General features: G+C 47.0%; 16 protein-coding genes and 1 CRISPR repeat array. Of the genes, 11 read left to right on the top strand and 5 right to left on the bottom strand.

The window, feature by feature from the left end; all coding sequences use genetic code 11:
* Nucleotides 1-110: 110 nt before the first annotated feature.
* On the top strand, nucleotides 111-788 hold the full coding sequence (locus tag NDI48_17690; GenBank protein MEP0833007.1) for a cysteine hydrolase: 678 nt from the start codon (nucleotides 111-113) through the stop codon (nucleotides 786-788).
* 150 nt (nucleotides 789-938) lie between these two features.
* Nucleotides 939-3,071, top strand: a complete 2,133-nt coding sequence (locus tag NDI48_17685; protein MEP0833006.1) for an iron uptake porin — start codon at nucleotides 939-941, stop codon at nucleotides 3,069-3,071.
* 93 nt (nucleotides 3,072-3,164) lie between these two features.
* Here NDI48_17685 and NDI48_17680 read toward each other — a convergent pair whose 3' ends face one another.
* Nucleotides 3,165-3,710 carry an N-acetyltransferase gene (locus NDI48_17680; protein ID MEP0833005.1) on the bottom strand — a complete coding sequence of 182 codons (546 nt, stop codon included), beginning with the start codon at nucleotides 3,708-3,710 and terminating at the stop codon, nucleotides 3,165-3,167.
* A gap of 214 nt (nucleotides 3,711-3,924) precedes the next feature.
* On the opposite strand from NDI48_17680, the gene NDI48_17675 reads away from it, so the two are divergent.
* Nucleotides 3,925-4,380 (top strand): DUF3531 family protein, encoded by a 456-nt coding sequence (locus NDI48_17675; GenBank protein ID MEP0833004.1) that lies wholly within the window; start codon nucleotides 3,925-3,927, stop codon nucleotides 4,378-4,380.
* Nucleotides 4,381-4,466: 86 nt separating this feature from the next.
* Entirely contained in the window at nucleotides 4,467-4,919 is a 453-nt protein-coding gene (locus tag NDI48_17670) for an NUDIX domain-containing protein (GenBank protein ID MEP0833003.1), read from the top strand.
* Between the two features lie 60 nt (nucleotides 4,920-4,979).
* Here the strand turns inward: NDI48_17670 and NDI48_17665 are convergent, their stop codons facing one another.
* The 3 genes from NDI48_17665 to NDI48_17655 all read right to left on the bottom strand — a co-directional run bounded on the left by NDI48_17665 (nucleotide 4,980) and on the right by NDI48_17655 (nucleotide 11,334).
* Nucleotides 4,980-7,208, bottom strand: a complete 2,229-nt coding sequence (locus NDI48_17665; protein ID MEP0833002.1) for a S8 family serine peptidase — start codon at nucleotides 7,206-7,208, stop codon at nucleotides 4,980-4,982.
* Between the two features lie 150 nt (nucleotides 7,209-7,358).
* Nucleotides 7,359-7,715, bottom strand: coding sequence for a dihydroneopterin aldolase (gene folB, locus NDI48_17660; protein ID MEP0833001.1), 357 nt, complete (start codon nucleotides 7,713-7,715; stop codon nucleotides 7,359-7,361).
* A gap of 321 nt (nucleotides 7,716-8,036) precedes the next feature.
* Nucleotides 8,037-9,751: direct repeats of the CRISPR family, unit length 37 nt; unit sequence GTTTCAATCCCTGATAGGGATTTAAGTCGATTTCAAC.
* Between the two features lie 278 nt (nucleotides 9,752-10,029).
* Nucleotides 10,030-11,334, bottom strand: a complete 1,305-nt coding sequence (locus tag NDI48_17655; protein MEP0833000.1) for a glutamate-5-semialdehyde dehydrogenase — start codon at nucleotides 11,332-11,334, stop codon at nucleotides 10,030-10,032.
* A 407-nt stretch (nucleotides 11,335-11,741) separates the two neighbouring features.
* Here NDI48_17655 and NDI48_17650 point away from each other — a divergent pair, with 407 nt between their 5' ends.
* Entirely contained in the window at nucleotides 11,742-13,757 is a 2,016-nt protein-coding gene (locus tag NDI48_17650) for a M48 family metalloprotease (protein MEP0832999.1), read from the top strand.
* Nucleotides 13,758-14,024: 267 nt separating this feature from the next.
* Here NDI48_17650 and prfC read toward each other — a convergent pair whose 3' ends face one another.
* Nucleotides 14,025-15,653 (bottom strand): peptide chain release factor 3, encoded by a 1,629-nt coding sequence (prfC, locus tag NDI48_17645; GenBank protein ID MEP0832998.1) that lies wholly within the window; start codon nucleotides 15,651-15,653, stop codon nucleotides 14,025-14,027.
* A 186-nt stretch (nucleotides 15,654-15,839) separates the two neighbouring features.
* Here prfC and NDI48_17640 point away from each other — a divergent pair, with 186 nt between their 5' ends.
* The 6 genes from NDI48_17640 to NDI48_17615 all read left to right on the top strand — a co-directional run bounded on the left by NDI48_17640 (nucleotide 15,840) and on the right by NDI48_17615 (nucleotide 25,702).
* On the top strand, nucleotides 15,840-16,187 hold the full coding sequence (locus tag NDI48_17640) for a DUF4870 domain-containing protein (protein ID MEP0832997.1): 348 nt from the start codon (nucleotides 15,840-15,842) through the stop codon (nucleotides 16,185-16,187).
* A gap of 1,870 nt (nucleotides 16,188-18,057) precedes the next feature.
* Entirely contained in the window at nucleotides 18,058-18,528 is a 471-nt protein-coding gene (locus tag NDI48_17635) for a response regulator (protein ID MEP0832996.1), read from the top strand.
* Nucleotides 18,529-19,382: 854 nt separating this feature from the next.
* The gene (locus NDI48_17630) at nucleotides 19,383-20,507 is read left to right on the top strand and encodes a chemotaxis protein CheW (protein ID MEP0832995.1); all 1,125 of its coding nucleotides are present in this window, start codon (nucleotides 19,383-19,385) and stop codon (nucleotides 20,505-20,507) included.
* A gap of 184 nt (nucleotides 20,508-20,691) precedes the next feature.
* Nucleotides 20,692-22,209, top strand: coding sequence for a methyl-accepting chemotaxis protein (locus NDI48_17625; GenBank protein MEP0832994.1), 1,518 nt, complete (start codon nucleotides 20,692-20,694; stop codon nucleotides 22,207-22,209).
* Between the two features lie 124 nt (nucleotides 22,210-22,333).
* Entirely contained in the window at nucleotides 22,334-24,634 is a 2,301-nt protein-coding gene (locus tag NDI48_17620) for a hybrid sensor histidine kinase/response regulator (protein ID MEP0832993.1), read from the top strand.
* Nucleotides 24,635-25,702, top strand: a complete 1,068-nt coding sequence (locus tag NDI48_17615; GenBank protein ID MEP0832992.1) for a response regulator — start codon at nucleotides 24,635-24,637, stop codon at nucleotides 25,700-25,702.
* Nucleotides 25,703-25,734: the final 32 nt, after the last annotated feature.

Below are 25,734 nucleotides of genomic sequence, written 5' to 3'. Positions count from 1 at the left end.
AGTGTAGCGTCTGAAAAGGAAATTGGGATAACTCCAACCCAACCTACAACTGAATTCTGGGCGGGCACAGGGGCACCGCCCCTACTCCTGACTCCTACCTATTTTCTCCAATGGTTTTAATCTCTGCTCAACCTTACGATTACGAACTTCCTGCTAATGGAGGGTTAGCGCTGCTGATTATCGATATGCAGCGAGACTTTTTAGAAGCAGGGGGCTTTGGTGATGCTTTGGGTAATGATGTGACGCGACTTAGAGCGATTGTCCCGACTCTCAAGCAGTTGTTGGAAGCCTTTCGAGCTGATAAACTTCCAATTTTTCACACCATTGAAGGACATCAACCGGACTTATCCGATTGTCCGCCATCGAAGCGGCATCGGGGACGGGGTGAGTTAAAAATTGGTGATGTTGGCCCGATGGGACGGATTTTAGTCCTCGGTGAATCGGGAAATGCGATTATTCCTGAACTGCAACCCCTCCCTAGTGAGACAGTGATTACCAAACCCGGAAAGGGTGCATTCTACAACACCAACCTGGAGTCTCTTCTGCACGAACAGGGAATTACTCACCTGCTGGTTACGGGGGTAACGACTGAAGTTTGCGTTCAAACCACTATGCGAGAGGCAAACGACCGAGGATTTGAATGTCTATTAGTTGAAGATGCCACCGAAAGTTACTTTCCAGAATTTAAACAATCCACGCTAGACATGATTGTTGCTCAAGCCGGCATTGTGGGTTGGACGGCATCAACGGCAAACGTTCTCCAAGCGCTGGAAAAGTGGAAGTCTTAGGCTTTATCCCAAACGTTTGCTCTTAGAGCCTGTCATTCAATGATGACAAACAGAGGGGTGCGAATGAAGAGTGTTGCTAACATTACATCTACCTTAAGGCAGGTTTGTTAGCATCCTGTCTTTGTTTTCAAAAAATAGGTGTGAGGAATAATGATTAAGGATGCAAATACCCAGAAAGCTTGGCTTTCTGCTTCAGCAACGTTCTGGATGTCTTTGTTAGTTTCGAGTGTGATGGTTCACAGTTTAGCCTTGCAGGCGAGGGCTGATGAGGTTCCCGGCAAGGAAGCGATCGCAAAAATACCCCCGTCACCAGCTTCGGTCGAGACTCCAGTGGAAGTGTCTACAGTTAGCCAAGGGCGTATCCAACAGTTGGAGGAAAAGGGAGACAAGGAGGACTCTGGGCTCAACGTCATCGACCAAAGAGGAAATCACCTCGCTCCCTTGTCTCAAGAGTTACAGTCTCTCCCTCATGCGTTCAATGTACCTGTTGCTCAAGTCACCTCGATAGCTGAGTTGACATCGGACAAAATAGAAATTAATCCCAATCCAGTTCAAGGCACAGTCTCAACACCTCCTCCGACCATATCTCCGGCAAATCCTGTCGAATCATTAGCTGATATACCGACGTTAGAGGTTCCGTCTGTAGCTGAGATCTCTTCAGGGGAGGGAGACGGCGATCCGAACGCTCCTATGTCACAAGTCACCAACGTGACGCAACTAAGGGATGTTTCTCCCGGAGACTGGGCATTTGAGGCGTTGCGATCGCTGGTTGAACGCTATGGTTGTATTGCTGGCTACCCAGACGGCACCTTCCGGGGTAATCGTTCAAGCAGCCGTTATGAATTTGCAGCAGGTTTAAACGCCTGTCTTCAACAAATTGAGCGCATCATTACAACTGGTGGAGACGGGTTCGTGACTCGCCAGGATTTAGAAACCTTGCAACGACTGACAGAGGATTTTAAAACTGAACTGGCTAGCTTGGGGACACGGGTTGATAAGTTAGACGGTCGTGTGGCCTTTTTAGAAGACCATCAGTTTTCTGCGACGACTAAGCTGAGTGGTCTAGCGTGGTTTGACATGACTGGAGCCACTGCTGGTCGTAATGTCAAAGTGGAGGCAATCAATGCAGCCTCTCCTGATGTTAGATTCGCTGGACGAGGAGCAGATGGTAGACCCTTGGTTCAGGAGGTGGAGAACCCAAACATTACCATGAGTGGTCTAGCCTGGTTGACCTTCAACACTTCCTTTACGGGCAAAGATCTCTTGGTAACTCAGTTGGCGGCGGGTAATGGCCTATCTCCCGCTAACCAGTTCGCTTCGGCAGGGCTTTTCAATACCTTTGGTACTCCGTTTCTCGATCAGACGGCTGGACCCAATAACGGGTTTGCTGAGGTGGTTATCCATGACTTGTTCTACCAGTTTCCTATTAGTAATAAGGTGCAGTTGGTTGTTGGCCCCCGCGTGAACTGGCATCGTTTTTTTGATAACAATGCCTTTACCTTCTTCCTCACAGGGGGTAGCACTTTCAACTCTAATGGCACTACTGTTCATGACCCGATCGATCGTGGTTCTGGAGTGGTTGCCCTAATTAATCTCAGCAAGCAGTTCGATTTGCACGTAGGCTATCTGGGTGAGAATAATGAATTTTTACCGGCTGCTTTTGGATTTAACACTTCATCTAATCCAAGCAAGGGTTTGTTTAGTGGTACCAACACTATCACGGCTGAGTTAACTTACAAACCGAGTTCAACAGCGAATATCAGACTGATCTATTCTCATAACACCCTCGATAACAATGGAGGTGTGGTGAGCGCAGAACCCATATATGGGGTGGCGGATGATGGTCAAGGGGGTCGAATTAAACCAGCCACGGTGAATGCTTTTGGACTCAACTTTGACTGGCTAATTACTTCCAAATTTGGTATCTTCGGGCGTTATTCCTATGCCAGCACAGAGATCGCTCCATCCACACCTGGGCGATCGGGAGGTAACATTAATTCTCAATCGATCCAATTTGGGTTAGGCTTCCCTGATTTAGGTAAGCAGGGGGCACTGGCAACTCTATCATTTTTAGTGCCCTTTGATGTTTTAAGTGGTCGTAGGTTCTTGGTCGCTGGTGGTGGGGATGGTGGTACTCAATACGAGTTTGAGCTTACTTACCACTACCCCATAACCAATAATATTGCCCTCGTTCCAGCGTTTTATCTAATTGGGAACGCGAACAACTTCGACAGCAATCCGACCATTTACGTAGGTAATTTACGCGCTCAATTTAGTTTTTAATTGCTCATTTACGGGTTGTACTATTTCCCGAAATGCTGGATACATTCCATCTGAAAGAGGTGCTAAATCGTGTCCTGAAATTAACTCAACATCTCAAACTTCGTCAAAATAGGCGGGATACCGCACAATACCACTCACACCCATTAGCGCACCGGGTTGGAGTTCTAGTACCATAAACGCCTCATCGGGAACTGAAAAGGGTGCCTGCACGCCAAATTGACTCGCTTTTTGGAACCCAAAGCTCGGATAATAGTCCGAGTGACCCAGAACCACGACGATCTGATGCCCTAACTCGCGGCACTTGGATAAACCAACCTGTACCAATTGACGCCCAATTCCTTCACGCTGACGCGCAGGAGTCACGGCTAACGGTGCCAGTGCTAGGGCAGGAACACTGTGTTGTTGTGTTTCAATAACGATGGGGCTAAACAGAATGTGGCCTAGCACTCCCCCTGCCTCTACGGCCACGATTGAGAGTTCGGGGATAAAATTCGGAGAGTGGCGAATAGTGTCTATGAGATTGGCTTCGCTAGTTTGACCGAACGCCGCTGTCACCACTTCGCGAATGCCTGTTGTAGTATTTTCGCTTTCACTGGCATAACATAACATAACAGATTCTCCTGAGGAGATTGCAGACATAGGCTTATCTTCCTGTAAAGTTACCTCTGGCGGAGGATTTTTCCGAAATTTCGCGGCTAAATGTTAGCGTTAGCGACATGAGAAATTCGACTTACCTCAACCGAAAGGGCGTATTTTTGATTAAGACTGAAGAGGCTCTGGAGAGCTTTTCGTTACAATGATAGCGAAGCGCTGCTGCTTACAGCAGGTCGCAATTAAGTAAAGCGTGAAGGTCATGCAGGTACAGTTTCGCGAGTTTAACCCCTTCGATTTGTGGATTTGGCTGAAGTTCAGCACCGTTCCCTCCCAAATGGAAAAAGAATATGTAGAAGAGGTTTTCAATTCCTGGTTTTTATTAGGTAAATTGGGAGGATTTGATGCGGAAAATCTTCAAGTTCAGGATGTTGGTCTGGATATCAGCTATATGGACTATGACGAGCAGATAGCAGACAACAGCATGATGGCACTCATGCATAATAAGAGTGAGTTTGAATATCAAGGGACTTGGGGACGTTGCTGGTTTGATTTGGGGACGAGTGATGCGCTCGCGATCGATGTGTTGATTAATGCATTGAGGCAACTAGCTAAGGAATATGTGGCGATTGAACAATTAATTATTGGTGGTGAAAATAAAGATTGGTCAGTAGGCCGGGACAGTCGCTCCATGTTCTATGAGGCTCATCAAAACTAAAGTTTATTCACAATCGTAGGGTGCGTCGCGATGCACCCTACAGTTAATTCATGGCAATCACAGGTAGATCAACATTTTTCCCCAAAATGCACCCTAATAAAATTCGCCTCAAGGTATTGGGTTTAATTCGGGATGATGATAAGGCTAGTGAGCAAAGCCGTCCCGTTCGTACTTTGCTTGCACAAGGTTACGACCCGGTCAAGCAACAAACGTTTTATCGGGCGTTGGGGGGTAGCGTTGAGTTTGGTGAAACCAGTTACGATGCCTTGAAACGAGAGTTCTACGAAGAACTCCAGGCTGAATTAATTAATATCAAGTATTTGGGCTGTATCGAAAATTTGTTTACCTTCAATGGTCAACCCGGTCACGAAATTATCCAATTGTATCAGTGTGATTTTGCTGACCCCAAATTTTATCAATGCGACCAACTTGAATTTACGGAAGCAGAGGGTAAACACACAGCCTTTTGGCTGGATATTCCAAAATGCAAATCCGGTAATGTGCGTATCGTCCCTGAGGGATTTTTAGACTATATATAGTCCGATAGGATGGGGAATTGAGAAATGGCATGGGTAAAAAAATACCCATTACCCATTACCCTATCGCAATTTTTGCTTCACAACCTTTACCGCCGCATCCGCATTCACCAATCCACTGCCAAAGAAATATTGCTGTTGAGAAATGGAGCGAGGAAGCGCTTTTTCTGCAAGTTGCGAACGATATACCTTACCATCGTCCTCATTCACAGCAAGTCCATCATAACTAGCCGTTTGCTTCAAGATACTAACCAGTTGTTCGCGAGTCAGGCGACGAGTTGAGTCTTCTCCTTTCATTAAAGCGATCGCTCCCGCTACCGCAGGCGATGAAAACGAAGTTCCTTGTGTCCAGCGATATTTCCCTTTCGTGTCCTGGTTTGGCCCCCAATTACCAGGCGTAGGCAGATCTTGCCAGAACTCATCTAACCAAGTCCCTCCGGTTGTCAGAATGCCGCCAATCAACCCAGGCGAGGACATATCTCCTCCGGGAGCTACTAGGGTCACTCCTTGCCCCAAAGGATGTGTGGCTCCATAGTTGCTATAAGGAGCACGATTACCGGCAAGGTTGGTTGCGCCAACGGCAACGACACCCGGCAAGGCAGCAGGAAAGCCAATTTCATCCAAATTTTGATTGCCTGCTGAAGCCACCATGACTAACTTAGGATTGGCTTGCAGAACTTCAGAAATCAGTTCAGCTTCACCTTGGGTTGGGAGACGCCCACCCAAACTAAGATTGATCACATCCGCACCCCTAGAAGCGGCGTAGCCAATCCCTTCTAAGTAGGCGGTGACCGAAAAACTACCATTTAAACCCAACACCCGCACCGGCAAAAGCTTGGCTTTGGGTGCCACACCAACCACGCCTGACTCGTCCTGGGGACGTGCGGTGACAACTCCAGCCACCATAGTGCCGTGAAACTCACCGGCGACTTCACTATTCAACAGGATGTAACGGACAATGTTGGCGATCTCTTCCACCGACTCTTCCGGATTTTCCTGTTCCACCTCTTGGAAGGTATCGGGATACTTTTGCCGTAACTCATCAGCGGTGGCTAGAAATGCATCTCGAAATTTGCCTTTGAGGCTCGTTAGCTCATTTTGGCTCATGCGAGTGTCGGGGTCATTTTCGACAAAATCCCAGCCGCTGACTTCACCCGGTAATCGATCAGGAATATCACCAACGTTGTAGAGATTTTCGGCTAAGTCAGGATGGTTCCACTGAATTAAAGTGTCGAGTACAGCGACAACCACCCCATTCCCTTGATTACTATTTTTCCAGGCATCTATAACGCGCATATCAGTGCGGGGTAAGGAGGTTTTCGCGGCTTGAAGTGTGCGATTACTAAAGCACGTTGTCAAATATTCCATCAAGCCCTTCTTGTCCTCGCGACGCTGATTTAAGCACGTTGCTAAAGGGGTGCTATTGAGATGCCATTGCACCGGAAGTAGAGCCGTTTTGATGGGCGGGTTATCGGCTTTAAAAAAACTCACCAGGGGATTTTTTAATTTCCAAGTGGCCTTGGGGGGTTTTAAAGTAGCCGCTGGGATTGAAAGGGATGAATGACTTTGATTGGTGAGAGATTGAATAAAATTAGGTGTGGCGGATTGCACTTTAGCTTGGCTATTGAGCCGATTCGCGACTCCGAGAACAGCGGTTCCGGTAAGCGTTTTTGAGCGAACTAAGTAGCGATTTTCACTAAATCGTAGGGGTCGAATCATCTCTAGATTGTTCGCCGCAAGGATGGATTGTTTCTCGCTTTCAGAAACTCCGGGCTTAAAGTTGAGCAGAATTTCATTCGGCAGGACAATCAGTTGAGGGCGTTTGTGCTGTGACGGGGAATGAGCAGCGGTGCGACTGAGAACGGGGAGCGTTGTTTCTACATAGGGTTGCTGCTGAATTTGCTGTTGAACGGCGGTTGGGGAACTGCGAGTTCCGGAGGGCAAATTGACTAGCGCATAGTTCTCTCCCAGGGGACTCACTTCTACTTTGAGTGTTCCTGCACGGGTGCTTCCACGAGTTCCGGCACCTTTTTGTAAGTCTTGCTGTAATTGTAAATGTAGGGGTTTATTACTTCGGGTGCCTCGCGTCCTACCGACCGGTTTGAAGGCGACGGCGATCGCATCTGAGCGCAGAGTTAGAGGAATTTTTTGCTCAAAAAAGGTGTAATATAGCTCATCCGAGGCTTGGGTTTGGGCTGAGCTAGGAGCGGATAACAGTAATGGGGAGACACTGCCTACTCCCAAGATATAGCTTGTTAATAAGATTCCCGAAAAAAATCGCTTATTAATCATTGGAGCTCCGGCAAAAGTTAATTTGGGCGACGACAGTCCTGAGCAGCAATGGCTGAGAAACCTCCCCCACGCTGCACTAATCTTTATCTCTCAGAACTCTGCCCCTTATGCAAGAAATCTCTATCTTGAGTTGTCTAAGCTAACGCACCGCTAACGTGTTCGGGTGATGTCAATCGTAATTTTACCGCCAAAGTCGGGGATAGGGGCAGCCGGTTTGGTTAACTGCACTCGAACTTGCTGCACTGGCTGTAATTCTAATAGGGTAGTGGCGATCACGCTTGCCAATTTTTCCACCAAGGCAAACTTTGAGGTTTTCACTAGCTGCTTGACTTTCTCGATCGCATGGCGATAGTCCAGCGTCTCGGTAATGTCGTCACTCTCTCCAGCGGGTGCTAAATCTATCCACAAGGTTAGGTCAAGCTCAAACCATTGTCCGAGTACTTGCTCCTCTGCTAAGTAGCCGGTGTACCCGTAGCAACGAATTCCAGTTAATTGAATACAGTCCATTAAACGACAACTTACAGCTAATTAAGCTAACATAGCTTATCATTTTTCAAACGTTTCTACAACATGAACGCCAATCTTCTGGGCCTGAGATAATTTAGGGCTGATATTTTTTGCTAAATGAGTAAGTTACGATCTTGCTTCATTCTCTTCTCTCTAAACCCGACAGTCCGCCGTGAACTTAAGTTCACGGCTCATAGCTCAAGTCCACTTAAGTGGACTAAAATGCTCATCCAGTCGTCTTTAGACGACTTTAGCTATGAGACAGTGGTTTTAACCACTGGCGGTTGTTACAATTAATGCAAAATCTTGTCAGTTTAAAATGTTTCAATCCCTGATAGGAATTAAGTGGAATTTAAACTTTCTTTTGCCAAAGTATGGGCGACAACACGAGTTGGAATTTCAATCCCTGATAGGGATTTAAGTCGATTTCAACCTAGAGCGGGTTGTAGCCGCTTTTAGCGAGGGGCGATCCGATGTTTCAATCCCTGATAGGGATTTAAGTCGATTTCAACTAACAATAATTCCGGAAATACTAGCTTGGTCTTTGTTTCAATCCCTGATAGGGATTTAAGTCGATTTCAACTTGATGATGATATTAGCTCGTTCGTTTTATATGGGTTTCAATCCCTGATAGGGATTTAAGTCGATTTCAACTGGTACACTGCGGCGCTGCGGCTTATGTGTTCGTTTCAATCCCTGATAGGGATTTAAGTCGATTTCAACCTAAACGTGGGGCTGGTCAGAGAATCATTGTTCCAACCGGTTTCAATCCCTGATAGGGATTTAAGTCGATTTCAACCGGCTAATATCAGGGATGGGCCGATATTCGATATGTTTCAATCCCTGATAGGGATTTAAGTCGATTTCAACAAATTGATTTTTAGCTTGTGTCGGTACACCACGGGTTTCAATCCCTGATAGGGATTTAAGTCGATTTCAACCTTGCCCGTTTTCTGCCAATCCGAATTAATCCGGATTGAGGGTTTCAATCCCTGATAGGGATTTAAGTCGATTTCAACAGATTACTAAGGAACAGGTGGACAGCATTCCTGGTTTCAATCCCTGATAGGGATTTAAGTCGATTTCAACGCTGCCTTGAGAGTGGGCAGTGTCTCCGTCAACGGGTTTCAATCCCTGATAGGGATTTAAGTCGATTTCAACGTGCCTACAGAATTTGTCAGCCCACGAGGAAATGTGAGGTTTCAATCCCTGATAGGGATTTAAGTCGATTTCAACCCCACTGGATGAAGTACTGACGTTTACTTGTCCGGGGTTTCAATCCCTGATAGGGATTTAAGTCGATTTCAACGCGGCTGAATTTTCTAAGTATGGAAGGGTACGGATCTGTTTCAATCCCTGATAGGGATTTAAGTCGATTTCAACTACAAGGCTAACTGCATTTTGGTTTCAGACGCCAAGTTTCAATCCCTGATAGGGATTTAAGTCGATTTCAACGATGCACGGAATTGGGACGGCTCCCCAGCCCCTGTTTCAATCCCTGATAGGGATTTAAGTCGATTTCAACTCAACCCAAATGACTTTGTGGGTTTGTTGGGATTCAATGATTTTGTTTCAATCCCTGATAGGGATTTAAGTCGATTTCAACCTAAGCGTTACGCCGACTTAGTCGCCGCTGGCAGTATGTTTCAATCCCTGATAGGGATTTAAGTCGATTTCAACGCATTGCTGAGACGCTCAAACGGGAACGCCCCACTGAGTTTCAATCCCTGATAGGGATTTAAGTCGATTTCAACAATTGTTCGGGCTGACCTTGGTCGCCGTGGGCGTGTTTCAATCCCTGATAGGGATTTAAGTCGATTTCAACCTGACGACCTCGCTAGAGAGCTTTTCGCTATTGTTTCAATCCCTGATAGGGATTTAAGTCGATTTCAACTTCCCTCACCTGGGCTTCACTAACCTCGATGTAGGTTTCAATCCCTGATAGGGATTTAAGTCGATTTCAACACAAGGGTTGTGGTTCCCGGACCAGCAAACACAGGTTTCAATCCCTGATAGGGATTTAAGTCGATTTCAACCGCTGGTGCCTAGACCCCATACTGTATTTAGTTTTCAAGGTGCAGATTCTGACAACCTGACCTCAATATACCATTACAGCCATCGATAAAAAAATAACCGCTAACAGAAAAACGCCTAAAACTCAATTTCCGTAAAGCTTTCAAGACTTCCGACAACCCCATTTTTCAGAAAAAAGCTTAAAACCCCCGTGGGATAAGGGATACAGCCCCAATTTTTGACTCCCTCAAAAAAACACCTACTGGTTGTCACCAAAACAGCCTCCACCCCACCCAAAAACCTAAAAATCCCGATGAGTGAACGGCTTAGCATCCTTACCCGCGTAAGGTGCGACAATATGACCATTCCCTGTCACCTTATACTTATAAGTAATCAACCCTTCTAACCCCACCGGCCCACGCGGCGGCATCTTTTGGGTACTAATTCCCACTTCTGCACCAAAGCCATAGCGGAAACCATCGGCAAAACGGGTGGAACAGTTGTGAAACACATTCGCCGAATCTACTTGATCCAAGAAGGTATCCGCAATATTTGAATCTTCGGTGACAATCGCATCCGTATGCCGAGAACCGTAAGTATTGATATGCGCGATCGCCTCATCCAGAGAGTCTACAACCTTAATCGACAAAATTAAATCGTTGTACTCCGTAGACCAATCTTCTTCTGTTGCGGCGGCAATCTCCAGAATTTTGCAAGTTGCCTCATCCCCTCGCAATTCCACATGACGTTTTTGTAAAGCCGCCGCAGCTAACGGTAGGAAAGTTGGCGCGATCGCAGAATGCACCAGCAGCGTTTCAATCGCATTACAAACCGCAGGATATTGTGTTTTCGCATCCACCGTAATCTCGACGGCCTTCTGAAGTTCCGCCGCCCTATCTATATATAAATGACAAATTCCATCCGCATGACCTAAAACCGGAATGCGCGTATTTTCCTGCACATACCTGACAAATTCATTAGACCCTCTGGGAATAATTAAATCCACATACTCATCCAATTGCAACAAAGCGCGGATTTCTTCTCTCGTTGTCAGCAATTGAACCGCCGCCGCGTCTACCGCCGTTGTCGATAATCCTAGATGAATCGCTTTAACCAGGGTTTCACAAGAACGAATCGCTTCTTTGCCCCCTTTGAGAATCACCCCATTCCCCGATTTAATCGCGAGGGAAGTAATTTGAATCAAAGCATCCGGACGTGCTTCAAAGATAATGCCCAGAACCCCCACGGGACAGGTAATCCGCTTCAGGATTAATCCTTCATCCAGTTCCCGCTGCATTTGCACCGTACCAACGGGATCAGCCAACTTCCCCACATCGCGCACACCGTCAATCGCCGCTTTCAGCTTCGTCTCATCCAGCTTCAGCCGATTATACAGAGGCTTAGCAATTCCCTCCGCCTCAGCGGCTTGGCAATCAGCCGCGTTTGCCGCCAAAATTTCCGGAGTCGCGGCTTCTAAGGCTTGCGCGATCGCTTCCACAGCTTGATTCCTCGCCTCGGTAGGGAGTACCGCCAACTGCCGTGCAGCTTGACGGGTAGCTTTAGCGATCGCAGTTAGGGGAAGAGAAGCAACAGGGGAAGCGGTCATGGCTTTGGAGCAGATACCGATGTGTAACCCACAATTTTAGCACTATGTTGACCCTTTCTTGATTAAGGATAATTGTAACGATTTTCACTGAAATGCTTTTTTAGCCTGTTCCTTTTAATTTTTAGGAAAAATTTGAAATATTTGCCCGAAATCCACTCAGAATTCTGATAAGGAATTGGCCTAAAATCAGGTCAATAAATAAGTAATTTTGCTTAAGTTTTTTTGCAGACTCTTGGTAATTTCTTGCGGTTAAAAACTCAATAATCCGGAACAAAAGCCATTCATCTAAAAATTAAGCCGCTGGAGCCTCAACATATTTTTTAACTTTTGCGAATTCTCCGTGACGATGCTTGTATTACTAAGTATTGATTGATTCAATACCCATTCTTTTTTGAACGGAGATGTCTATGTCACTCCAAGCTGGATTAAATGCCTTGAATGAAGGACGTTATCGAGATGCCGTTCAAATGCTGAAAGATTTCTGTCAGTATTACAGCCAACGAGGCTCTAAAGGGTATATCCAAGCTCAGGTAGGGCTGGTGAAAGCCTATCACCGCCTGGGCGATACCGAACAAGCGATCGCCCTCGCCAAAGATTTGAGTACAAATGACAACCCCCAAGTCAGTAGTTGGGCGATTAATGCTCTCAATTCCCTCAGTGGGACTCAAACACCCAAATCGGCTCCCGCCCCAATGCCGAAACCGTCCAATCCCATCCAAACAGCAAGCCGCGCCGCTCAAGTGGGTGTGAAGCTAACAATGGCGAGTGTAGCAGGGAATCTCGCCTTGGCTTCTGGCGTGACCATTTCCTTGCTAGTCGGCATGGTGTTGGTGTTATCGTTAGCGCTTGTGTTTATCCTGGATAGTCACAACCCCACCACAGGATTAGCGATCGCCTTAGCTATTACCGTCATCTTTAACATTGCGGGTTTTTTCCTCTCTCCCTTCCTCATGGACTTAACCCAGAGATGGCTTTACAACACCCGTTGGGTTTCCATAGACGAGGTGGCGCGTCAAAGTCCGGAAGCGGCGCGAGTCATTGGGCGGGTTTGTCAACAGAAAAAACTCAAAACCCCCCGACTGGGAATCATCGACGACCAGAACCCTACAGCCTTTACCTATGGCGCATTGCCCAACAGCGCTCGTTTAGTCGTCAGTCAGGGATTATTTACGTACCTGGATGATGATGAAATTGCCACCGTCTACGCCCACGAACTAGGACACATCGTCCACTGGGACTTTGCGGTGATGACGTTAGCCTCTACATTGGTGCAAATCACCTACCTGATTTACAACTTTGCGAGACGCTTCGGTCGCGGCGGCAACGATAAGCTGAAAGATGCGGCGGGGACGGCTGCCTTGGTTGCCTATCTGTTTTATATCATTGGGACTTACTTAGTTCTCTACCTGTCCCGGACACGAGAGTACTTTGCCGACCACTTTGCAGCAGAAACCACGGGTAATCCTAACGCCCTTTCCCGTGCCTTGGTGAAGATTGCTTACGGGATTTTAGAAGAAAGCAAACACTCCTCAGAACCCAGCCGTCTGATTGAAGGCACTCGCGCTTTAGGAATTTATGACCACAAAGCCGCCGCTAGCACGGGTACCGCTTATCGCGTTGCCGCCAAACCCTACCAACTGGGTCGAGTCTTTTTGTGGGATTTGTTTAACCCTTGGGCTTGGTGGATGGAGTTGAATTCGACTCACCCCTTAACGGGCAAGCGGGTACGTGCGTTGAGTACCTATGCAGAACAGTTGGGTTTACCCACCGAGTTTGACATGGGGCGCGTTGTGGGAGAGGGGAAAAGCCTGAGTAAGAAAAAGCTCTATGGTAGCTTTGTCCTCGATTTGCTGATCTTCTCAGCGATGCCGATTGGGTTGTTTGTGGGTTTCGCGCTGGGGATTGCGGTAGCGGGAACGATGCCTATGGCGCTGGTGGCTTTCCCCATCATGGGATTGGGATTAGGAACCTTAATCCGAACATTTGTGATGTTCCCCAACTTCAAGGCGGCACCGGAATCGGATGTGCTGAAGTTAATGTCTGACCCTTATGCGAGTCCGTTGCGGGGTAAGCCGGTCAAGCTGCAAGGTGAGTTGATGGGGCGTGGCGATGCCGGGTATCAGTTTGGGTCTGACTTGAAACTCCAAGACCGCACGGGTATGATTTTTCTGCATTATGCCTCTCGATTTGGCCCTCTGGGGAATTTCTGGTTTGGCATGAAGCGCGTGAAAAATCTATTAGGGGCGCAAGTTGGCGTCACGGGTTGGTTTCGGCGCGGTGTTGGCCCTTGGGTCGATTTGACTCAGTTTACTACAGAAAGTGGGACAATTGTCAATAGTTTCCACCGTCTCTGGTCGTTCATCTTTGGGGGGGCGGCGATTCTAGTGGCTGTGGTTTTACTGGTAATGAGTTTACCTGGATAGAGTAACAACTGCGATTGGCGATCGCTTTTGTGGGAGTTTCTGACGCTGACTTGAAAATAGCAATTTGTAGGGTGGGTTAGCTCTACTCGTAACCCACCTTTCTCCAAGCTTAACGGTGCTCTGCGGCTGACGCTAACACACCCTACGTGGGGTTCTTGAGAATGATGCAAGATGTCAGTAACGCTATTTTAAGAATTTGGTCTAACTGATATCAGGTGGGTTAGCGAATGCGTAACCCACCCTACTCACAGGTTGTGCTTAGAGAGATTACAACGCCACAGGTTCGTGACCGGAAGCCACGGGTGCGATCGCACTCAGCTTTAACTCTGGATGGTCTTCCATCACTTGGTTCAAATTCCATTCATTCTTAAATAACAGCACCGGCCGTCCCCAGTTGTCTTTGACAATCACGGTATTGAACAAACGCCCCACTTTATCCAAGGCATCCCAGCCCCCAGTGACCCAACGGGCGACACTGTAAGGTAATGCCTCTAAGCGAGTCTCGACGCCATACTCATTCTGCATCCGGAACTGCACCACTTCAAATTGCAGTTGTCCCACGGCAGCCAAAATCGGGTCACGCTTGGCTTCATCCACGGAGTACATAATTTGCACTGCCCCTTCTTCCCGCAACTCCGTAACCCCTTTGTGGAATTGCTTGAACTTAGACGGGTTGGGATTTCTCAGATAGGCAAACAGTTCTGGGGAAAAGCAGGGAATTCCTTCGTACTCTAATTTCTTGCCGTTGTAGATGGTATCGCCGATCGCAAAAACGCCCGGATTATTCAGACCAATCACATCTCCCGGATAAGCCACATCAATGGATTCTCGGTCTTGGGCAAACAGTTTTTGCGGTCTGGATAAGCGCACAATCTTACCCGTCCGGGCATGATTCACGGTCATGTCTTTTTCAAACTTCCCCGTGCAAACGCGCACAAACGCCACTCTATCTCGGTGCTTCGAGTCCATGTTCGCTTGTAATTTGAACACAAAACCGGTAAACTCTGGGTATTCTAGGGGAATTGTGCCTTCTGAGGAGTTGCGGGCATAGGGTTTCAGAGCATAATCCAAAAAGGAATCCAAAAACAGTTGGACGCCAAAGTTGGTCATCGCACTGCCAAAGAACACCGGCGTCATCTGACCTTGATGAACTTGCTCTAAATCCAGTTCTGGGCCAATGCCTTCAATCAGTTCTAATTCTTCTTTGAGTTGGTAATATAGGTCTTGCTCCAGCAGCGCTTCGATCCGGGGGTCACCTAAATTGACGACGGTATCTTTCGCTTCCCGCGCCCCGTGAGCACTGCGTTCAAACAGGTGAATTTGCTGATGGCAGCGGTCAAAGACACCCTTGAAGCGATCGCCCATGCCAATCGGCCAGTTGACTGCGTAAGTCTGCAATCCCAGTTCCTGCTCAATTTCGTCCAGCAGTTCCAACGGTTCACGCCCTGGACGGTCGAGTTTGTTGACAAAGGTGAAGATGGGCAGTTTCCGCATCCGGCAGACTTCAAACAGCTTCCGGGTTTGGGGTTCCAAACCTTTAGCCGCGTCAATCAGCATCACCGCATTATCGGCTGCCGCTAGCGTGCGATAGGTATCTTCACTAAAATCTTGGTGACCGGGCGTATCGAGTAAATTAATCTGGCAATTCTGATACTCGAACTGCAACACTGTCGAGGTAATGGAAATTCCCCGTTGTTGCTCCATTTCCATCCAGTCAGAAGTTGCCTTACGCTGTGATCGACGTGCCTTCACTGCACCCGCTTCGTGAATTGCACCTCCGTAGAGCAACAGTTTTTCGGTCAGCGTTGTTTTACCCGCGTCCGGGTGGGAAATAATTGCAAAGTTGCGCCGACGTTCAACAGCAGCTTGCAGTTCAGCCTGAATTTCAGTGGACATCCGAAAAGCACAATGAAGGAACTACCAACACATATTATAGAAGTCCGTCGCCAAGCCAGTCCTTAAAACTCCCGGAGGATTCCCTCCCCCAGGCAGGACGGGATTTACCACCTCTTTGTATAAAGGTGCGTGATAAAGTCGTGGTTAGAAGTCAGCCAGCTTTGATGGAATTAGGGAATCGGTTTTATGGAATTTGACCCGGACAAACGCAAGCTTTTATCAGCACTCTGTCATGGCTCCATCTTTTTTAGTTCGGTGGTTGTGTCAGTGGCGGTTCCAATTGCAATCTTGTTTGTATCCGAAGATCCAGTTGTTAAGGATAACGCCAAAGAAGCCATTAATTTCCACCTGAATGTGTGGGTTTATGGAGCGATTATTGGGGCATTAATATTTCTGACTTTGGGATTGCTGGGATTAATCCTGGGACCGATATTCTTTCTGTTCCATTGGGTACCCCCCATTTTTGCCATCATCCAAGCTCTGAACAATCCCAATCAGGCTTACCGCTATCCGTTTATCTTCCACATCGTGTAAATTTGTCCAGAAAGAAATTTGCGATCGCTGACCTCAAGGTATGAAGCGTATTAACGTTCCCTTCGGGTAGCTTCGCTAGCTTACAACAAGGCTACCCACTGTCGCGCCTGCTTTGCCGGATTAACACTTTAGTTTGAGAGAGATGCTCCCACTCAAGGTTGGTGAGAGTTCAGTCGGTGGATGTTGAAATCTCCTGTTAAGGAGAGCAATCGTAGGGGAAAAGGGTAAAGGTGACTTAAAACTCATCTTTACCCTTTTCCTTTATCGCCTCTGGTCAAGAATGACTGATAGTCCTGCTCAATTCGATGCGGTACACTCTGCCCTCTCTCCAAACCTCCTCCTACTCTCTGAGTGAGCCTTTAGACCTCTTGCCAAAGTCGAATTGACCTCCTCGTATGAGCTCCGGCTCATTCCCCCGTTTCGGGGGGAGGAAATCTTACTCCCTCCCCGAAACGGAGAGGATTGGGGAGGGGTTCTTCGTATTTTTGCAAGATGTCTTTTGATTCTCCTGATGTACTTCACGCTACTGATAACTGCTATAAAAAGCCCTATTTTTAGGAGTTCTTTATCGTATTACATGTATGACAAATATGAAGTTTAGTATTACGTAAAACATCATTTTATATCCTTTAACCTTTAGTAAATAATCCTTTGTAAAGTGCTATTTTTCTTTGTAGGGACTATAAAGAATTAATTTAATTTGCTTTAGTTTATTGTCGGTTTTAAACAACTGAAATAACATCAAATAAGTGCATTAATTTCATGTAATAGTACTGCGAAGTGTAAAGTTCTGAGGGATGAAATCAGGGATAGGGTGACCCATTCATCTTAAGTAAGAATACTCAGGGTCAGATATAGCAGGTATAGCAGGACTATCTATTTTTCACTACCAAGCTCATCTCATCAGTTGTCAACTCCGCTTACCTCTTCTATAAGCCCTCCTAAATAAAGATAGGAAATCTAGCGTAGGGCTTTGATAAGCGGACTTTTCGAGGCTGAATTCGACCGATTAAGCCATGCAAAATTCACGCATTCACAATGGGAAAACCCAATACTCACAAGCTTCCTAGCGGCTGCACTAAATCATGCTGCTGAAAAAGAGCGATTTTTAATCTAGGGACTAGCAGTCTCCTGAGCAGAAGCATTTGCAAAAATCACCTAGAAAGTTATAAGCATGTCAAAAGTATCACAGTATCAAGCTGGGCAATTACAGGATTTGCTTTGGGATTTACACCGTGAGCGTGTCAGTAGCGCTGTTTATATCAAAACAATTGTAAATTCCGAGCAAAAGCCAAGGTCTCGTGTTCTAATTTTCAAAAACGGGCAGATTACTTACGCTGGCGTAACCGTTCCAGATAACAAGCAAGAATTGGCCAGGGCGATTGGCAAGAAGTGCAATTATAAAATGGCAGACCCTGCGATCAAATATGCAACGCAGAAATTAAACAATTCATCATCCTTTCGAGAATTTTTTGAACAAATCGTCCGGATACGAGTGTTCAAATGGGAGGAGATAGAAAACATTGTCCATGCTCAAGTTGTTCAAGTTCTAGAACAAATATTGCCTCATTCCGGACAATTAGAGTTAGATTCCACCGTAGAGTTTGACCTGAGTCATGGCGAAGATGGTCACGGTCTAGACTGGTCTAAGCTCATGCAAGATGTCACAATGCGCCAACAGGAATGGGCTGCACTTGCTCCTGTTGTCCCCTCAATGGATGCTGTTCCCCAGCTTTCACCCAGCGGTTTGCCAGCCGTTACAGACCGTAAGGCACAGCAGCATCTAGAGGAGTGGGTGGATGGGGTGCGATCGCTCATTGATATTGCCGACCCATTAGGCGAAGACCCTCTGGAGTTAGGGCGGTCTTATATGGCATGGGCAGTATCAGGGTGGATTAGCTTCAACGGAGATGCACCTGCAACCCAAGAAGTTGCTGCCAGCCAAAAAACACGTCCAATTGTTCTGAGTGTTGATGACTCTCTGATTGTGCAAACCACAATTAAGCGAGCTTTGAGCGATCGCTATCAAGTGTTGTTGGCAAGTAATGCCGTAGATGCCCTCAAGGTAATCAATACCAATCCGATTGCGCTGCTGTTGCTAGATGTGACAATGCCAGATATTGATGGCTTAGAATTTTGCCGCACAGTACGCAGCATTAGCAAATTTAAAAATTTGCCCATTATTATGCTGACAGCCAGAGATAAATTCTCTGATAAACTCCGAGGTCAATTTGCGGGTGCCACTCATTATTTAACCAAGCCCGTTGAACCCAGTCAGTTACTCCAAATTGTGAACGGATGTGTTGAAAAGACGACATTAGAACCCGCCCTTTCCAGGTGAGGCTTCCTCCAGCTCAATCTCACTCTCCGCTTGCATATTTGCCGGAATTTGTATCAACAGTAACAATAAAAAAAATCTCTAGGAAAGGGGGAATTGGAAAACCTATACCCCTGAAAAATTAACTCCGTATCGAGAGCATCAGTCCGTGTGGAATTTCTATCAAGTTGGCTATTTTTCTATGGCTGAATCCTAACACAATGATTAAGCTATATTAAATTGATTGCCGATTCTAGTTAATTCAAATAGATTGAATAGAGGCGAGATTACAGTCGTAGTCATCAACAAAAGCTGTAATAAAACCAAAGGCTTTCCAACCCTTAATCGCTAGTGATACTGCTACTTATATACGCCCTTTTTCAGAGAGTGCAGAGCGGCGAAAGTTTCCCATCAGTTCTCAGAATTGCAGTAGAAGTGCGCTCCGAGAGTTTCCTTACTGTCAACTGATGAGTTATTTCTGCGAAGCGGCACTAGCTAACATTAGTATCCTCAGCAGAAGCATTCGCAAAATGTTATATAGAGAGTTCTAAGAATGCTAGAAAGATTACTGTATCAAGCTGGGTATTTCAGTACTTTGCTTCTGGATTTACAAACTGAGGGTACCAGTGGCTCTATTTATATAGATACAATTGAAAATTCCCCCACTCAATTACTTGAAATTGTAGACAGATGTGTTAATCCCAGTAATATTATTTCTTTTGCTTGAATAAAAAATATCTTCAGGATGTCTTCATCCTTTCGACGGATTTCTTGATGTTTAAAGTTGAAAAATTCAGTAACCTAGTTATTAGAGGGTCTATGCAATTCCCAACTTTTCCTTCAACACGCCTCAACTCCTGAACTCCTCAAACACCACTATGGAAACTAAGCAATACTTAATATTTCGCCTGCATGATGTGCAGTATGGAATTGAGGCAGAATTGGTTCATGAAATTTTATCGCTTCCAGAACTTATACCCCTAACTGAAGCTTCCAACAATATTATCGGGATGCTGAATTTACGGGGGCAAATTGTGCCAATTATGCATCTAGATTTACTCCAAGAGCCTTCGCTTAAAGAATGTAAAATTAGCGATTATCTCATCATGGGGCAGTGGGAGGAGTTGCAATTTGGCCTGGTGGCTCACCAAACCCATGAGCTGCTAGAGATAGATGCTGAACTGATCCAAAAACAACCCCCGGAGGGAATACTTAACAATATAAATGCTCCAGGTATCGCAGGATTTGCTACAGTGAATGAAGAGCAGATTTTACTGCTCGAACCTAAGACCTTAATGCCCCAGCCGGATACTATCCTCCCCTTAATTTGGGATGCACAAAGTCAGTTGGATTTAATGACAGAATCTCTAACGAGTGATGTCGAAAAGCAGCTAGAACCAGACGGTGCACAGCAGGCTGAAGAATTCCTAACTCCTAAGAATTACCTGAGCTTCTACGATTTGTACTGCCCTAGGGCTACGCCCCAAGAAAGGGAAACTTTTCGGGCTAGGGCTGAGAATCTGAAGCCGCAAATTGAAAGTTCAACCCTTACCAACGAGCTGACAACCCTAGCGGTGATTAATTTGGGTGATGAATACTTTGGATTGGACTTAGAACTGATACGGGAATTCACTGATATTGGTAACTTGACACCCATTCCCTGCTGCCCAAACCACATCATCGGCAACATGAATTTGCGAGGAGAAATTATCACATTAGTCGATATTCGGAATGTTTTGAATCTCCCCACCGCCCCAGTTCGCGTTGGTTCTCCAACAGTGGTGGTTGAGGTTAACGATATTGTTGCCGGATTGCCCGTCGATCAAGTGTTAGAAATGGCCTATCTAAACTCGGCTGACATAACACCCTTATCCGGAATCCTGCCCGATTTGGCTGAGCAGTACATGCGGGGAAGTGCTTTCTTTCAAGAAAAAAAGCTGAAAGTTTTAGACTTACCCAAAATTTTTACACAGGGGGGCTTAGTAGTGAATGAAGAAGCTTAACCCCAGAAAGTATCAAGGATAAAGGATGAAGGATACAACTGTACACTTCACAGGTTCTGTTTCACACTTCATCCTTTGCTAGATAGCAATGTAAAAGGGCGGCGTCTATGCCATCTGGGGGTACTCGCGTACCAAGATGGACTCTCGTAAATCGTAAGTTTGAGTAACTTTGGAGAACCCAAAAATGACGCAAGTAATGCCATTCGTGCAACAGCAAGTGATGCCAGAGAAAGAGAAAAAGCAACGCCGCATGACAGTGGCTCAAATCGTACCCATTGGCTTTGGTGCGCTGCTGGCAATCGTAGGTATTAGTACAACGATTACCGAAATTTCTAAGGCTAACTTGAAAGAAACTCAGGCAACGGTAGAACAAGGTTTTAAAGTAAAGGAACTGCTGAGACTGGTGGAAAAGGATCTAGTCGATGCAGAGACGGGACAACGTGGATATCTTGTCACGGGTGTGAGTAACTATCTGGAACCCTATGATAGTGGGCGAAAATCATCACAAGAGCATATTACGACCTTGAAAAAGACAATCGTTGACCCAAACCAGCGCCAGAGGGCTGACAAAATAGAACCATTGGTTCAACAGAAATTGGCTGAGTTGCAAGAAACGATTACTCTGAAAAAAGCTGGCAAAGATAAAGAAGCCGTTACCCTGGTGCTGTCCAACAAGGGTAAGCAGATTATGGATGACATCAGAGCCAAGCTTGCGGAAATGTCTCAGGAACAGGACAAGATTGTAGAACAAAGACAAAAAGCATCCGAACAAGTTCAGCAAGTGTCATCCATGATTGCTTGGGGTGGATTGATTGTTGGTATAGGAGCGGGTCTTTTCGTCTCCTATTATGTGGCGAATTACATCACCCGTCTGATTATTGGACCGATTACTGACGCCGCCAAGGCGGTAGCCTCGTCTTCAGCAGGTATTGCTGACACCGTAGACAAGCAGGAACGCAGCGTCTTGGATCAGACGCACTCGGTGCATGAAACCACGACCATCATCGAGGAACTGGGAGGGTACGCGCTGCAATCTGCCGGACAAGCAGACGGTGCGGCAGGTGGTGCCCAGCAAGCCTTATTACTGGCGGAGGGAGGAACTCAAACCGTAGGTCGAACGATCGAAGGTATTACAGGTTTGAGAGACCAGGTAACTGCGATCGCCAACCAAATTATCCGCTTAAGTGAACAAACGGGTCAAATTTCTTCAGTGTCCGACCTGGTGGCAGATTTGGCGAACCAAACCAACATGCTAGCGCTCAACGCTGGGGTAGAAGCAGCCCGTGCAGGCGAACATGGTAAAGGTTTTGCGGTAGTTGCGGGTGAAATTCGCAAACTGGCAGACCAAAGTAAGAAGTCAGCCGACCGCATTAACTCGCTGGTTCACGAAGTGCAAGCGGCGATTAACTCCACCGTTATGGTGACTGATGAAGGTACTAAGAAAGCAACCGCAGGTATCGAACTGGCTGAAGAAACAGGCGAAGTGTTTGCAGGTATTGCCGATTCCATTAACCAGGTGTTCGTCAACACCCAACAGATTGCCCAGAGTGCTAAACACCAGGCTGTTACCGTGCAGCAGGTCGTAGCTGCCATGAACGTCATCAACTTAGGAGCCAAAGAAACAGCCACGGGCATTGTCCAAGTCAAAGACGCGACCAAAGACCTGAACAAAGCGGCCCAGAACCTGGAGGCTGTGGTTTAAACCAGCAGAATATTGCTTACTCGCTTCCCTGCGTCCACTGCACTAATGCTCCCATTCAAAATTCAGAATTATCAATTCAAGCGTTTTGAATTTTGAATTGATAATTTTGAATTCCAACACAGTCATGATGATAGAAGACGAAGAACTACGCACTCTTTATAAAGAAGCCAGTGCTGACCATATCCAGAAAATTGAAGCCGGACTGCTCCATCTCGAAAAAAATCCTCTAGACCAAGCCAAACTGGAGCTATTACTCCGAGAAACTCACTCCCTCAAAGGCGATTCCCGGATGTTGGGGGTCAAAGATGTGGAAACCCTGACCCACCAACTAGAAGACATTCTAGGAGCGGTTAAGCGGAGTGAGCGAGTGTTCACGCCCCAAACATTTGAGTGCCTCTATTTGGGGCTGGATGCTATTCGTAAAATTGCCCACGAAGCCATCACCGGACAATCGGCAGGAATCAGTGTCTTCCATGTCTTAGCTCAACTGATGGGGGCTGACTCCAGTGATGAATTGCCCGAAACTCAGGAAACCGTTGCCGAATCGAATGGTGCGGCCTCTGCCCAGTCTATGGGCGAGCCACCCTTGACGTTCCAGGATGCAGTCCAGACCAAGGAACCCGTGGAACCCACCGCAGAGGGTCTGGCACAGGTCAGCAATTACCAGATTGACACCATCCGCGTTGAATCCCAAAAGCTGGATAAGTTATTGACTCAAGCCAGCGAACTGGTGGTGACTAAAGGTCAGATGGGAGACCGACTGGCTGAAATTGACCAAATCCTAGCCCAGTGGGCAGAGTGGAACCGGGAAGCCTTTGTCAGCCGTCTGACCTTTGACGAGTTGGAGAGGCGCTTGCAGACGAGCGAACTGCAACCCCTGCAAAATTTCTACAATCTGGTTGAAAGCCGTTTGGAGCAGTTAGGAGTTGTACTCAATCGGCTGCGATCGACAACGTATGAAGACAACGCCAAACTGGAAACCGTAGCCAATGAACTAGAGTCGGGCATTCACGCCCTGAGACTACTGCCATTTTCTACGATTTTTAATTTGTTTCCCCGTACCGTGCGGGATTTAGCCAAGCAGCAAGGCAAAGAAGTCAATCTGGTGCTGGAAGGGGGAGACAACAGCGTAGACAAGCGGATTCTCGAAGAAATGAAAGACCCGCTGTTGCATCTGCTACGCAATGCGATCGATCATGGCATCGAAACGCCCCAAGAACGTCAGAGTTTGGGCAAACCGACCACAGCCACGATTCGTCTGCGGGGTTATCAGGTTGGCAGCACCGTTAGCATTGAAGTTATTGACGATGGGCGCGGTTTGGATGTCGAAGCCATTAAACGGGCGGCGATCAGTCGTAATGTGCGATCGCGCCAAGAACTGGCCCAAATGTCTACGGCTGAAATTCAGGCATTAATCTTTGCCCCCGGATTTTCTACCCGCACGGCTGTCACGGAGATTTCCGGTCGGGGAGTGGGTTTAGATGTCGTGCGTGCCAATGTTGATCGGCTCAAGGGAAACATCCAGGTGGAATTCACGCCCAACAAGGGATGTTTGTTCCGCATCACGATGAATAGCAGTCTTTCCACCACAGATGCGTTGATCGTGCGAGTCAGCGAACATCCCTATGCCATCCCTGTGGGATTTGTGGAAGCGATGCAGCTGGTGTCTCCTCAGGAAGTCTTTGCCAGGGAAGGCAGTCAGACGCTCCCGTTCCAAGGAGAGTCCGTCACGGTTACTTGGCTAGCGGATTTATTAGGCTTACCCGTAAAAACGCCTACATCAACCAAAGCACTACGCGCGGCCTCAAAAACCATCCCCTGCATTATTTTACGGATTGGTTCGGAACGGTTGGCACTGCTGGTCGATGTAATTTTGGAGCAACAAAACATTGTTTTGAAGCCGCACAGTCAGTTGCTCAAACGGATTCGCAATATTTCCGGTGCCACCATCCTGGGGACTGGAGAAGTTTGCATGGTGATCAATCCGCCAGACTTGTTCAAGTCGGCGAGAAAGGCGATCGCCTCCGTCACGGTTAAGGAGTTAACGGAACAAGCCCAGGTCAAACCCAAGATTCTCCTGGTGGAAGACTCCATTCCCATTCGGACTCAGATGAAGCGGATTTTGGAAGGTGCTGGTTACGCCGTCACAGCCGCGGTAGACGGTGAAGATGGCTTCAACAAGCTGAGAGTCGGTAGCTTTCATGCGGTTGTCTCGGATGTGCAAATGCCGAACCTGGATGGGCTGGAACTCACCGCGAAGATTCGCCAATTCCAGGAGTACAAAGATTTGCCTGTAATTCTGGTGACAACTCTTGCCTCCTCTGAGGATAAACGCCAGGGGCAACAAGCAGGGGCAAATGCTTATATCACTAAAGGTGATTTTGATCAAGGTGTTTTGTTAGATACATTGAGGACATTGATTTAAATGACAACATCCAAAAAAGTAGTTCTGGTTGAAGATTCTCCCGTTGCTTTGGAAATTCTGCAACGATTACTCAATTCTTCACCCGATGTTGATGTGGTCGGTACAGCACGCGATGGTATTGAGGGCTTAGAGGTCATTAACAGGACACAGCCGGATGTGATTTGTACAGACTTTCTCATGGAAAACATGGACGGTCTGGAATTGACCCAGCGCGTCATGGCTGAAGACCCCCGACCCATTTTGGTCATCAGCAATTTTGTGCAAAAGAAAGATGTTGATAATGTCTTTCGCCTGCTGCAAGCTGGGGCGGCTGATGTTTTCCCCAAACCTTCCACCGATTCGCCTACCGATTACGAGCAACTCAAAAGCGCTCTGGTTACCAAGATCAAAGTCCTTTCTAGTATGAAAGTGACCGCTAAACGACCAGGACAGTCAATGAGCGCCAAGCCGATGACATCCGGGGGATACTCTGGAAATCAACCGCTGATGACGAATGTCAGCTCTCGTGTCAAGGCGATTGCGATCGGTGCTTCCACAGGCGCTCTGCCCGCCATCCAGAAAATTGTTTGCCAACTGCCAGCAAACTTCCCATTGCCGATCATTTGTACGGTACACGTCAGTACAGGTGTTTTGTCAGGATTGGTCAATTGGCTGTCGAGTGAATGTCCGTTGAAGGTGAAAATTGCTGAAGTCGGCGAGACTCCCGCACCAGGAACCGTTTATTTTGCGCCAGAGAAAAACGATCTAGAATTAGACGCTTGGGGCAAGTTCATTTATACAGACTGTCCAGAAACAAACAAGCATTGTCCCTCGATCACAGCCACGTTCAAATCCATCGCCAGGGTCTATGGCAAGGCAACTGCGGCGGTGTTATTAACCGGGCTGGGTCGTGACGGTGCAGAAGGCTTGCAGGCCATTGCTCAAGCAGGTGGCATCACAGTCGCCCAAGACGAGAAAGCCGGTGGATCGTTTGGCATGGTTAAAGAGGCGATGAGCTTAAATGCTGTGCAGCAGGTGATGACTATTGACAAAATTGCTCCTTTCTTGTTGAAGACCGTATCCGGATAACTAGCAGACTCGGTTTGACTAACCGACTTCAT

It is taken from the genome of Microcoleus sp. AS-A8, assembly GCA_039962225.1.
In the GTDB taxonomy this organism is placed as follows: Bacteria; Cyanobacteriota; Cyanobacteriia; order Cyanobacteriales; family Coleofasciculaceae; genus Allocoleopsis.
Note: the sequence above shows the minus strand (reverse complement) of the source record. Positions and strands in the feature narration are given on the sequence as shown.